Annotated in this window: 11 protein-coding genes; 5 read left to right on the top strand and 6 right to left on the bottom strand. The window is 44.9% G+C overall.

All coding sequences use genetic code 11. The features are described 5' to 3' along the window. The first annotated feature begins 641 nt into the window (after positions 1–641). A complete protein-coding gene (gene alaS, locus AAFP14_RS03895) occupies positions 642–3,350 on the top strand; it encodes an alanine--tRNA ligase (protein WP_341730985.1) in 2,709 nt (902 codons plus the stop codon). A gap of 1 nt (position 3,351) precedes the next feature. Here the strand turns inward: alaS and AAFP14_RS03890 are convergent, their stop codons facing one another. The 4 genes from AAFP14_RS03890 to AAFP14_RS03875 all read right to left on the bottom strand — a co-directional run bounded on the left by AAFP14_RS03890 (position 3,352) and on the right by AAFP14_RS03875 (position 6,331). Beyond that, on the bottom strand, positions 3,352–4,311 hold the full coding sequence (locus AAFP14_RS03890) for a DUF6282 family protein (RefSeq protein WP_341730984.1): 960 nt from the start codon (positions 4,309–4,311) through the stop codon (positions 3,352–3,354). A gap of 65 nt (positions 4,312–4,376) precedes the next feature. Next, on the bottom strand, positions 4,377–5,282 hold the full coding sequence (locus tag AAFP14_RS03885; RefSeq protein ID WP_341730983.1) for an alpha/beta fold hydrolase: 906 nt from the start codon (positions 5,280–5,282) through the stop codon (positions 4,377–4,379). A gap of 14 nt (positions 5,283–5,296) precedes the next feature. Then, a complete protein-coding gene (locus AAFP14_RS03880; protein WP_341730982.1) occupies positions 5,297–5,743 on the bottom strand; it encodes a SufE family protein in 447 nt (148 codons plus the stop codon). A 231-nt stretch (positions 5,744–5,974) separates the two neighbouring features. After that, positions 5,975–6,331 carry a hypothetical protein gene (locus AAFP14_RS03875; protein ID WP_341730981.1) on the bottom strand — a complete coding sequence of 119 codons (357 nt, stop codon included), beginning with the start codon at positions 6,329–6,331 and terminating at the stop codon, positions 5,975–5,977. A 439-nt stretch (positions 6,332–6,770) separates the two neighbouring features. Here AAFP14_RS03875 and AAFP14_RS03870 point away from each other — a divergent pair, with 439 nt between their 5' ends. The 3 genes from AAFP14_RS03870 to AAFP14_RS03860 all read left to right on the top strand — a co-directional run bounded on the left by AAFP14_RS03870 (position 6,771) and on the right by AAFP14_RS03860 (position 9,110). Then, entirely contained in the window at positions 6,771–7,499 is a 729-nt protein-coding gene (locus AAFP14_RS03870; protein WP_341730980.1) for a response regulator, read from the top strand. A 5-nt stretch (positions 7,500–7,504) separates the two neighbouring features. Then, a complete protein-coding gene (locus AAFP14_RS03865; RefSeq protein ID WP_341730979.1) occupies positions 7,505–8,104 on the top strand; it encodes an adenylate/guanylate cyclase domain-containing protein in 600 nt (199 codons plus the stop codon). 70 nt (positions 8,105–8,174) lie between these two features. Beyond that, positions 8,175–9,110 carry a spermidine synthase gene (locus AAFP14_RS03860; protein WP_341730978.1) on the top strand — a complete coding sequence of 312 codons (936 nt, stop codon included), beginning with the start codon at positions 8,175–8,177 and terminating at the stop codon, positions 9,108–9,110. 95 nt (positions 9,111–9,205) lie between these two features. On the opposite strand, the gene AAFP14_RS03855 is transcribed toward AAFP14_RS03860, so the two are convergent. Both AAFP14_RS03855 and AAFP14_RS03850 read right to left on the bottom strand, forming a co-directional pair. Next, positions 9,206–9,553, bottom strand: a complete 348-nt coding sequence (locus tag AAFP14_RS03855) for a rhodanese-like domain-containing protein (protein ID WP_341730977.1) — start codon at positions 9,551–9,553, stop codon at positions 9,206–9,208. A gap of 257 nt (positions 9,554–9,810) precedes the next feature. After that, positions 9,811–10,440 carry a hypothetical protein gene (locus AAFP14_RS03850; protein ID WP_341730976.1) on the bottom strand — a complete coding sequence of 210 codons (630 nt, stop codon included), beginning with the start codon at positions 10,438–10,440 and terminating at the stop codon, positions 9,811–9,813. Positions 10,441–10,739: 299 nt separating this feature from the next. Here AAFP14_RS03850 and rpsD point away from each other — a divergent pair, with 299 nt between their 5' ends. Beyond that, positions 10,740–11,348 carry a 30S ribosomal protein S4 gene (rpsD, locus tag AAFP14_RS03845; protein WP_341730975.1) on the top strand — a complete coding sequence of 203 codons (609 nt, stop codon included), beginning with the start codon at positions 10,740–10,742 and terminating at the stop codon, positions 11,346–11,348. The last annotated feature ends 117 nt before the right edge of the window (positions 11,349–11,465 follow it).

The raw sequence follows: 11,465 nt of genomic DNA, 5'->3' as shown, positions 1-11,465 counted from the left end.
GTAGCGACACACCATCCACTAGCCCTACACAATCATCATTTTCTTGAGCCCTGTTACAGCCGTGCTCTATCCAGCAATCAGCGAGATTTTTTTACCTGGATTTAGTATGAGTGCTACGGCTCAATTGGTACATAAAACTTAACTATTACTTCCCAATCGATCGCCCTCTCAACAAACTTAGGGTCCGATCGACCACGACCAGACCCAATATGAGAACCTTTGATTTTTTAACAAACGAGGTGTATTTCCGATTAAGAACAATTACTTACTAGGGGTTTACAACTTTTGCAGCTTTACTTTTAATCCAAAACCACAATTAGTCAGACTCGACTTTCGTTTAGCTTTACTGTTCGATCGACAGTGTTGCTACATTATATGTTGTGTTCGGTTAATTTCTGCCACCTTGGGAATTTAGACCGGAGACACCATGTCTATATCCTCGAACTGTGTTTCTAAATATAGCGACCTCCTTTTCCTTTCTGTCCGGTGTCTATTATTAAGTTAGCATGACTGTTCTTAACTGCCAAGCACAATTTGTAAAACTTGATATGTCTTTACATTACTCATTATAATGATCTTAATATCCATATAGATGTAAGTTCTATTGTTGCTACATCTTTACATACTTAAGTGTTTTTGTCATGTCTATTTCTCCTCAGTTTCTGTCCGGTAGCCAAATTCGTCAAACATTCCTAGAATTTTATGCCCAGCGAGGACATCAAATCTTACCCAGCGCCTCCTTAGTGCCAGAAGATCCGACAGTATTGCTGACGATCGCCGGAATGCTACCATTTAAGCCCATATTTCTGGGACAGCGCACTGCCGAATCTCCCCGCGCCACCACATCCCAAAAATGTATCCGCACCAACGACATCGAAAACGTCGGCCGCACCGCCCGTCACCACACATTTTTTGAAATGTTGGGAAACTTCAGCTTCGGCGACTACTTCAAAAAACAAGCCATTGCTTGGGCTTGGGAACTTTCCACCGAAGTCTTCGGTTTAAGCCCAGAAAACTTAGTAGTTAGCGTCTTCCGAGAAGATGACGAAGCCTTTGGGATTTGGCGCGACGAAATCGGCATTCCCGCAGGGCGCATTCAACGCATGGGAGAAGCCGACAATTTCTGGCAATCCGGCCCCACCGGCCCCTGCGGTCCCTGTTCTGAAATATACTACGATTTCCACCCAGAAAGAGGCGACCAGATCGACCTAGAAGACGATACCAGATTTATCGAATTTTATAACCTGGTATTCATGCAGTACAATAAAGATGCAGAAGGAAATTTAACACCGCTGCAAAATCAAAATATTGATACGGGCATGGGACTAGAACGGATGGCGCAAATCCTCCAAAAAGTCCCCAATAATTACGAAACAGATTTGATTTTACCCATCATTCAATCCGCCGCTGAAATTGCCGGCATTGAATACACAAATAGCGACGAAAAAACCAAAGTTTCCCTCAAAGTAATTGGCGACCATATTCGAGCTGTGGTACACATGATTGCCGATGAAATTCGTGCCTCCAATGTAGGCAGAGGTTACATTTTGCGTCGATTAATTCGCCGGGTAGTACGCCACGGGCGACTGATTGGGATTGCCGAAGAATTTACGGTGCGAGTGGCAGAAAGTGCGATCGCCCTGAACGAAGCAGCTTATCCCAACGTCCGTCAGCGAGAAGCAGCAATTAAAGCCGAACTAGCAAGGGAAGAAGCTCAGTTTCTCAAGACTTTAGAACGGGGAGAGAAACTGTTATCAGAAATAGTCAAAAAAGCTCTTCTAGAAAAGGCATCTAACCTGGTGGTTGCTGAGGGCGGGCAAGATGCCGACCCCACCATACAGATTTCTGGTCAAGATGCTTTCACCCTTTATGATACCTACGGTTTTCCCCTAGAATTGACCCAAGAAATAGCCGAAGAATATGGAATAACTGTCGATTTAGATGGCTTTGAAGCAGCCATGAAGGAACAGCAAACTCGCGCCAAAGATGCCCATCAAACCATAGATTTAACCGTCCAAGGTTCCCTGGATAATTTAGCGGAAACCATCCACAGCACAGAGTTTGTTGGCTATGGGGAATTGTCGAGTTTAGCTAAGGTGGAAGTTATCTTAGTCAACGGCAAATCTGTGACAGAAGCAGTGGCGGGAACTGAGGTACAAGTTGTGTTAAATCGGACACCATTTTATGCTGAATCTGGGGGACAAATTGGGGATAAGGGTTATTTAAACCGCCCCGGCGCAGAGGGAGAAAATTCAGAGAGTTTGTTGGTGAGGATTGAGGATGTCAAAAAAGAGTCTGATTTCTTCGTACATTTCGGGATTGTGGAACGAGGAACCCTGAGAGTTGAGGATAGTATCACTGCCAAAATTGATAATAGTAGTCGTCGCCGAGTGCAGGCAAATCACACAGCAACTCACTTATTACAAGCAGCTTTGCGGCAAATTGTGGATGATTCTATTTCCCAAGCCGGTTCGTTGGTATCCTTTGATAGATTGCGATTTGATTTCAATTCTCCACGGGCGGTGACTGTGGCAGAGTTGGAGCAAATTGAGGATAAAATTAATGGTTGGATTGCAGAGGCGCATATTGCCGAAGTTGCAGAAATGCCGATCGCCCAAGCCAGAGAAAAAGGTGCTACCGCCATGTTTGGCGAGAAGTACGGCGATGTCGTGCGAGTGATTGATTTCCCTGGTGTTTCCATGGAATTGTGCGGCGGCACCCACGTCAGCAACACCGCAGAAATTGGGTTATTCAAGATAATTTCCGAGGCTGGTGTAGCATCGGGAGTTCGCAGGATAGAGGCGGTTTCTGGCCAAGCTGTGTTGGACTATTTGAATGTGCGGGATAAGGTAGTGCGCGATTTGGGCGATCGATTTAAGGCCAAACCCGAAGAATTGCCAAATCGCATCACTAATTTGCAGAATGAATTGAAAGATACTCAGAAACAATTGGCTGCTTTGAAGTCAGAATTAGCCATTGCTAAATCTGACCAATTGTTAGCCCAGGCTGAGTCCATTGGCGAATTCAAAATCATTGTGGCGCAATTGGGAGATGTGGATACAGAAGCCTTAAAAACTGCCGCAGAAAGGTTACAGCAAAAATTAGGAAATAGTGCAGTAGTTTTGGCATCTATTCCTGAACCAGACAAAGTGAGTTTGGTAGCAGCTTTTAGTCCAGAAGTCAACAAAAAAGGATTGCAAGCCGGGAAATTTATTGGGGGAATTGCTCAAATTTGTGGTGGAAAAGGTGGCGGGCGGCCGAATTTAGCCCAGGCTGGAGGACGCGATGCCAGTAAGTTAGATTCTGCCTTGCAAAGTGCCCGGAATTTGTTGATTGAAGGGTTAAGTTAAATCAGGTAATTCCTAACAAAACAGCGGGATTTTGGGTCATCATTAAATCTATTTCCCGCTGAGAAATGCCTTCACTCCTTAACTTTTTGACAAACATTTTGTAACCTTCCGTAGGTAAAGGATCGGGTTTTCTCCCCAAATCGGTGCTGAGCACAAAATGCTCTGCACCGATGAGCTTAATCGCGGCCGCCATCTTGGTAATTGAAACATGATGCCAGTTTTTATGTCCGTCATCCGCCGCATTTTCTCCCATCAAATCGTTGACAAATGCGAGTTCTAAGAAAGCTCCCATCTGGGCGGCTGTTTGCATATTTTCTAGGGACAAACCGGGTACATCAGCCATGGCGTGGGTAATCAGGATGTTCTTAATGTTGAGCAAGTGCGATCGCTCTACAACCGCCATCACCTCTTCCGGGCAAATATGACCAGTTTCCAACACCAAATTCTCTCTAGCTACCATCTGCAATACCGCTTCTGTCTCCGGTAAAACCTTGCCATTTTCTGTAATTTTAATCCCCCTTCCCGGCTGGTGAAAAGCCCTCAAATGACAATCAGCATCAACCGTTGGTAGCCATACTACTTTACCATATTTGCCACCGATGCGGTGCATAGCTTCCACCGCTTGAGGATTCATCCCACCGACAGAATGATTGAGAACAACACCTCCAAAAACTTGGATTTCTGGTACTATCTGATTAACCAAAACTGCGCGGGCTGCGGTACTCCCAAAATGATTTTTCAATACCACCGCTTTCATCTTCGCCCTAGCAGCTAATTTAGCCACTTCAAAATCATCAAGTCGGCGGGGAATCACATCAGGAGAAGAATGGATATGAAAGTCGATCGCACCTTCAATTATGCTCTTTTGTGAATCAGGAAACTGGGGATATCCCACAGCATAGACTGGGAGACAAAACCAATAGCAAAAAATCCAAACAAACATCAAAAAAACAGCTTGCATTCATCCCCTCATCTCTTCTCTCTGCGTTCTCTGCGCCCTCTGTGGTTCAATCCCTCTTAATCCTCTCAAATAAAAGATTTAATCACCTTCGCCAAATCTACAGCATTCTCTTCGTGCGTCCCCAAAGAACCAGGAATCACCCGCGATTCAACACCAGATAATTCCGCTAAAAATTCCATTTCAGCCTTAGATTTGGGAGGCGCATTTTCAGCAATTACAACCATTACCGGCATTGCTAATTGTTGAAACTTATCCGTAAATTCCGATCGCGTTTTTACCGGATCTAAACCACCAGTCACAAAAGCAGCCGAACCATACCGAGCACCTGGTTGCTGCGTAACTAGCCACTTACCGTGAATAAAATCCGGTGTGACTTTAGCCGCATCTGTGTAGACATGGCGACGATACATCAAACTGAGGAAAGAAGGCGCAGTATTCAGTTTGTAAAGAAATTGTCCCACTAAAGGCGATCGTACTAATTCTCTCACAATAGAGTGCCAGCCACTCTGCTGTTTGCTCATCGTCGGTAAAGGCCCGCGCCAAGTTGGTGCCACCAACACAATCTTTGACCAAACATGGGGTTTAGATTGCGCTAATGCCATCACATAACCCGCAGCATGACCCGCTGCAATTACCGCCACAGGACTATTAAAAATAGCCCCCACAAAATCCGTCAAAAATTGATGATATAATGACGGTTCATAGTCCGTCCGCGGGCGAGATGAATCGCCAAAACCAGGCCAATCGACAGTCACAACTTGAAAATTGGGAGACAATAATTCTGCCAAAGGACGCATTTCTCCCCGCGTCGAAACCGTACTGAATGCCGGCAATAACAAGACAGGAGTTCCCTCTCCTGTGGTTTCGTAAACAACTTTAATTGAGGTTTCTTTCCACGACCAGAGATATTCTTTAACAGTGCCTGGGTAGTTAGTAGAATTAGTTTTTGTTAAATCTGTAGTTTGAGTCATGGCTGTTTAGGTTTTTAATTGGCGGCGACTTGCTGGCTAAATTCACAAGCGAGTGCTTTATTTCTCATCATTTGAAAGATGTTGTAAAATCCATTGGCGCGAGAAGGTGTCAGGCTCACATTCAATCCCGTATCTTGAATAAAATCTGGGGTAACGTTAACAATTTCAGCCGGAGTTAAGCCGCTCAAACCTTCCACAAGTAAGCCGACTAATCCTTTGACTAATTGAGCGTCTGAATCCCCTTGAAACAAAACTTTTCCGTCGGTCAAATTTGCCGTAATATAAACTTGCGACACGCAGCCAGAAACTTTGTTTTCCGGCTGTTTATCGCCTTCGGGAAATGCTGGGAGTCGCTTAGCATACCACAGCAGTTGTTCGTAGCGCTGTTTCGGGTCGGCGTGTCGCTGAAAGCGCTGGACGATTTTGGCTAGGGCTGGGGGTAGCGCGGTGTTTGCGGACATGATTCACTTGTAGCGGTTTACTTCTTTGATATTATATATGGAATTTTGTCTAGGGGTGCGATGGATTTGATTTTTTATAACGGATGGGTTTACTAACAGTTTAATTTGGGGAATTTTTCCTTTTAAGAATCTGTTCCAAGTCAAGTTGGGAATAACCGCTACGGTAGGCTAAATCCTGATGCTGTGGGTGCGATCGAAGGTAGACTAAAGAGCGGTATGGGCGCGATGGGCTTAACTCGCTAGGGGCGGCAAACCGCGCAACTGGCGCAGCGAATTGATACACGGCGGGCAGTCGCAACCAAATAATGCCACCGCTGCATCGCTTTCTTCTTCCGTAAAGTCCAACATCGCAATCGGTTCGTCACTCTGGCGCTGCCAACGAATGGCTACTTTAGAATTGGAAGCCGCAGTTTTGGCGGGAAGCCGCAGGCAAGTCAAGCGCTGAGTGTGGGGTGATTTGACGCAGTTGGGTGCATTAGTCGGCCCGTCTGGAGTTTCGGCGCGAACGGGATTTACCATCACGTTCAAAGACATCAGAAACCCTAACAGGGTCGGATTTACCAGTAAAGTGAGGAGCAATCTATTCATTTGTTGTCAAGAGATGACTTTCCAGTAATACAGTAGCCCATTATCTCTTTCAATACAACCAACTTTTCCTCCGAATTTTCAGTGTTGCTTCGTTTGTTAAAACTTCCATTAAATAGGGATTAATCGCCGTTTCTGCAACAACAGCCCTGGATGCGAAGCCTCTGCACCAGCGGGTAAAAGTAGGGGCAATCCCCCCTGCTTGCCCCCATCTGTGGTGATGTTGCGTCCCCTACTCAAAAAAATCACCCCTCATGAAACTCTTCTATCTTTGACTAATAGACATCTCCCATAATGATTGAGGGACAGGCTTTTGAGGAGAGGTCGAATGTATCGACTTATGAATATCTGAAACTTTTGCTTCCTTTTTGGGTAAACTAATTTCAGCAAGGGCGAGTCGAAGCGGTAGAAAGTTTGACCTCAGACACAAAAGGAGGGAGAGATGAGCACAGTTTTAGTGGTAGAAGATTCCCGCAGTCAACGGGAGTGTATTTCACATCAATTGAGTTGCAGCGGATTGAATATAATGCAGGCATCTGACGGTGTGGAAGCTCTCGCTCAAATCGCCAAAAAATACCCCGATTTAATACTATTAGATATCGTGATGCCTCGCCTGGACGGCTACGGTGTTTGCAGTTTAATTAAAGCTCACCCTGAAACTCGGAATATACCGGTAGTATTTTTAACAGGGAAGGGACAGCGGTTAGATTTATTTGCCAGGTCGATGGATAGCGCAGAAGCCTATGTTAGCAAACCTTGGCTGCCCAGGGAACTGTTGGCAACTATTAAAAAAGTTTTACTCCATGCCAATATTAAGTTCGATCGAGCTTCGGCGGACGCTTGGACGGAATATGGTATTTTAAACTTAAGTACGATCGAACTCTATCAAAGCCGCGCCGATGCTTGGACTAACTACAGTGGCCAAATTATTAAGTTGTACGATTCCAGCTTAGCTGCTTTCGAGCAAGCTTTGGCAATTGAACCCAGTCACTCGACTGCGAACAAATATCGCCACAAAGTGCAGACTATCCGCACAATTTTGATGAAAAAATTAGAGCAAACTAGACCTTGCAAAATCTGCTATTATTATCATGGCAAGGATGGTATAAATTGTGCATTGCATCCGGGTTGCCGCCCTCAAGAAGTGTGTCGCGATTGGAAATTTAATTAAAACAAATGAAAACAAATAACCGTGTTTACCTGCGAGAATTACTGCAAGAAAGAAACGAACGTCCTGAAAAGATGGCAGAAATTGATGCTGAAATTAATGCAACTTTTCGCCAAACTCATGGGATTATGGTCATCGATATGTCGGGATTTTCTCGGACAACTGTGCGTTACGGAATTATTCATTTTTTGTCAATGATTCACCGGATGCACGCAATTGTCTATCCTGTAATTGCTGAATATGGTGGCACTGTAGTGAAGGAGGAAGCTGACAATATTTTTGCTGTGTTTCCTGATGTAAAATCGGCTGTGGATGCTGCGATCGATTCTCTGAAGCATACGGGGGCTGTGAATACTACTCTACCGCCTGAAATGGATATTTATCTGTGCATCGGGATAGGCTACGGTGATGTTTTGATGCTGGAAGGAGAGGATATGTACGGTTCGGAATTTAATCTGGCATCGAAGCTGGGAGAGGATTTGGCGCAACAGGGAGAGATTTTGCTGACTGATTCTGCGTTTGAAAATTTTGATGGTAAAAAGGAAGATTGGAAAAGGGTGGAATTTTCGATTTCTGGTTTGGAATTGGTGGCCTATCAGCGGGCTTAATGGTTCTAGGTTCTAGATGACTTTCGTCCCCACAGAGGGGGACTAGGAAATAAGGCAGATTTAATATTAGATGATTGACGATCGCAAAAACTGGCAAACTCTTAATTTAGCCGCCATTCAGCAGCGGCTGGCTTGGGTGCAACAACAGCCAGATGGCATGATTTTTTGTAAAGATTCTGGAGTTCATTATGTTGCAGTTAAAAAAGAGCGATCGCGCATTAAGCTATCTTTAGTAGAAAAGGTAAATTTGTATACAGATTTATTGCAATCTGTGTTTGATTTAAATAATCCTTTACATCTTGTTTCTGAATACACTCAGGCGATGATGTTAGCTTTGGTGTGGCAAAGTCAACCTCAAAAAATCTACATAGCTGGGTTTGGTGGTGGCAGAATTCCCTTAGTTTTGCATCACTATTTGCCAGAAACTCTCATTGAATGTGCGGATGTCGATCCGATCGCGATCGAAGCCGCTACCCAGTGTTTTGGGGTAAAATTAGACTCACGACTCACCGTAGCAATTCAAGATGGCAGAGAGTATCTGGAACAGCAAAAACCAGATATTCTCTACGATATAATCATGACTGATGTGTTTTTTGGCAATGGCTACTTTCCCCATCGCTTAGCAACTAAGGAATTTTATGAACTTTGCCAAAAACATTTGTCTAGTGCAGGAGTTGTGCTAGTCAATCTGCTGCAAAGAGATGAGTTTTATGCAGAAAAAATCAAAACTTTTCAAGGTGCTTTTTCCCAGGTATGTGTCTGCCCTTGGAAGGACGTTAACACTGTTTTAATTGGCAGTAATAGTCCGATTTTAGATAACAATGAGATTGTTTCTAGGGCTGCTTCTTTGCAAAATTACCATCAATTTTCCTTTGCTTTAACAGACAGAGCGCTGGAAGTTAAGTTAGGTACAGCATTAGCTGAATCTGTACCTAATTTAGACAAAGCTCAAGTTTTGTTTGATGATGCACCACCGCCGGGTTATTTTGATTGTTGGTTGTTTTGATTGTTGGTTATTTTCTGTGGTTTATGATGAATTATTTAACCACAGAGGGCGCAGAGGGCGCAGAGGAAGAGAACGGAGAGCTTTCTAATTTGGTGTTAATACCGGGGAATGGTCCGATCGACTACCATTGCATAAGTATCGATACCGCCAATGATGTTTTTAACATTGGTGAAGCCTCGCTCGCTCAACCAGTGGCACATTTGAGCCGATCGCACTCCATGATGACACAGAACTAGGGTTTCGGTGTCGCGATCGAGGCGATCGTCTATTTCCTGTGACCAGGTGGCAAATTCGCTGAGGGAAAAAATTGCAAATCCTGGGAGTGAGGCGAGTTCCACTTCGTGAGGTTCTCGCACATCTACAAGCTGCAATCTCTCCGTAGTTGCTTCTGCTAAACGCTGGCTTAATTCTTCGACAGTAATTTGACCAAAAATTTGTGACATTTTATGATTAGTTAGTTGTTATTGGTTATTGGTTATTGGTTGTTTGTTATTGGTTATTGGTTATTGGTTATTGGTTGTTGGTTATGGGTTGTTTGTTGTTGGTTATTTGTTGGTGGTTAGACCGGAATGATTTGATTTGGACTGTTGACTGTTCGCTGTCAACAGCTAACAACTACCAGCCCCGAACCAACCACTAACAACTAACCAATAACACATAACTACTAACAAATAACCAATAACAAACAACTAATAACTAATTAATTTAATTTGGAAGGTGGCGGAATCAGCAGCGTAGGAGGTGTCGATGGGGGACGATCGTCTACTTGACTTACTTTCTCCCTAGTGTCAAGACAAGTATTCATTAGGCGATCGAGCGAAAAGTCAACCTGACGGCTCAACCCGACTACGCATTCGGAAAATTGTTCTGGTAATAAGCTGCGGCGACACCCATCGAGCACCAACAGCGGAGTTGTGGTTGTAGTCCGAGATTTGGTGTTAATGTCCACTACGCAAGTTGCCAAATCTAGGGGGCGACGCACTCGCTGACAGCTAGCAAGGGCCTCCACCGCGGCAATATTCGTTTTGCGGTTGATTTGAACCACGCACTTAGAGATGTCGCGGGGGTGGAGTGCATCGGCGCAAGCGCTGGCCGCTGCATCTGCGGTAAGTCCGGCTCCCATTAGTTCCACAGAGCAGGCGCGATAGGCATTTTTAGTGCGAGGGAATCTAATCGTGATGGCTGATGCGGGCATGGGAGGCAGTATGGTGGCCAACAAACCGATGGTTGCTAGTTGTGTACCCAGGGTCCACATCCAGCGCCCACTGGGCTGTGAGCCTGGGGCTGCTGGGAGTGTTACCGAACTTTGGGAAACTTTGGGGTGGTGCATGGCGGATTTAATTTATGAATTTTTGTCACTAATTTGGTGCGATCGGGCGATCGGCTTTCACTTGAGATTTTGTGTGATATGATCGGCAACGGGTCAAAATTTGAGTACGGCAGGGCATACCGAAACTTTCGGACACCGCTCCGAACAACGTTTGGGGAGAGATGACTACTACTGATGTTAGAGTAATTCTGCGTCGGGAAGTCGTCTCGCAGAACCAAAAATCTCAGCGTTTTACACCTGAGAGTGCCAAAGTATAAAGCCTGTATAAAATTTTATACAGACATTAGAGAGGAAAATCAATGTCTCGATATCGGGGTCCCCGATTAAGAATCGTCCGTCGCCTCAAGGATTTGCCTGGGCTGACTCGCAAAACACCCAGACGGGATTATCCACCTGGGCAACATGGTCAAAACCGCAAAAAGCTATCTGAGTATGCGGTTCGCTTGCAAGAAAAGCAAAAACTTCGTTTCAATTACGGTGTAACTGAACGTCAATTGCTGCGTTACGTTCGGAAAGCTCGTCGAGTTACCGGCTCCACAGGTCAAGTGTTACTGCAATTTTTGGAAATGCGCTTGGACAACACTGTGTTTCGGATGGGAATGGCTCCTACCATTCCGTCTGCTAGACAATTGGTCAATCACGGTCATGTGACTGTGAACGATCGCGAAGTTAATATCGCCAGCTATCAGTGCAAGCCTGGAGATGTCATTTCGGTAAAAAATCGGGAACGTTCGCGCCAAATGGTGGAAGCGAATCTCAAAGACCCAGGGTTGGCTCACTTGCCCAGTCACTTGGAATTTGATAAGCAAAAACTGGTTGGTAAGGTTAATGGCATTGTGGAACGCGAGTGGATTGCGCTTCAGGTTAACGAACTGCTAGTTGTGGAATACTATTCACGTCAAGCTTAAGTTTTTCATCCTCGGTTGGTTGAAGGTGGAACTATCATTAATTGGATACTATTCCAGTTCTTTGTTGATTGTTTCTGACACCAAACTGAGGACTGAGGACTGAGGACTCAGAATTAA

Origin of the sequence: Microcoleus sp. EPA2 (assembly GCA_020882975.1) — a bacterium.
In the GTDB taxonomy this organism is placed as follows: Bacteria; Cyanobacteriota; Cyanobacteriia; order Cyanobacteriales; family Microcoleaceae; genus Microcoleus.
Note: the sequence above shows the minus strand (reverse complement) of the source record. Positions and strands in the feature narration are given on the sequence as shown.

Excerpts from the sequence above, each read along its gene's own strand:
- alaS (WP_341730985.1), top strand. The coding sequence starts at position 642 with ATGTCTATTTCTCCTCAGTTTCTGTCCGGTAGCCAAATTCGTCAAACA.
- AAFP14_RS03890 (WP_341730984.1), bottom strand. The coding sequence starts at position 4,311 with ATGCAAGCTGTTTTTTTGATGTTTGTTTGGATTTTTTGCTATTGGTTT.
- AAFP14_RS03885 (WP_341730983.1), bottom strand. The coding sequence starts at position 5,282 with ATGACTCAAACTACAGATTTAACAAAAACTAATTCTACTAACTACCCA.
- AAFP14_RS03880 (WP_341730982.1), bottom strand. The coding sequence starts at position 5,743 with ATGTCCGCAAACACCGCGCTACCCCCAGCCCTAGCCAAAATCGTCCAG.
- AAFP14_RS03875 (WP_341730981.1), bottom strand. The coding sequence starts at position 6,331 with ATGAATAGATTGCTCCTCACTTTACTGGTAAATCCGACCCTGTTAGGG.
- AAFP14_RS03870 (WP_341730980.1), top strand. The coding sequence starts at position 6,771 with ATGAGCACAGTTTTAGTGGTAGAAGATTCCCGCAGTCAACGGGAGTGT.
- AAFP14_RS03865 (WP_341730979.1), top strand. The coding sequence starts at position 7,505 with ATGAAAACAAATAACCGTGTTTACCTGCGAGAATTACTGCAAGAAAGA.
- AAFP14_RS03860 (WP_341730978.1), top strand. The coding sequence starts at position 8,175 with ATGATTGACGATCGCAAAAACTGGCAAACTCTTAATTTAGCCGCCATT.
- AAFP14_RS03855 (WP_341730977.1), bottom strand. The coding sequence starts at position 9,553 with ATGTCACAAATTTTTGGTCAAATTACTGTCGAAGAATTAAGCCAGCGT.
- AAFP14_RS03850 (WP_341730976.1), bottom strand. The coding sequence starts at position 10,440 with ATGCACCACCCCAAAGTTTCCCAAAGTTCGGTAACACTCCCAGCAGCC.
- rpsD (WP_341730975.1), top strand. The coding sequence starts at position 10,740 with ATGTCTCGATATCGGGGTCCCCGATTAAGAATCGTCCGTCGCCTCAAG.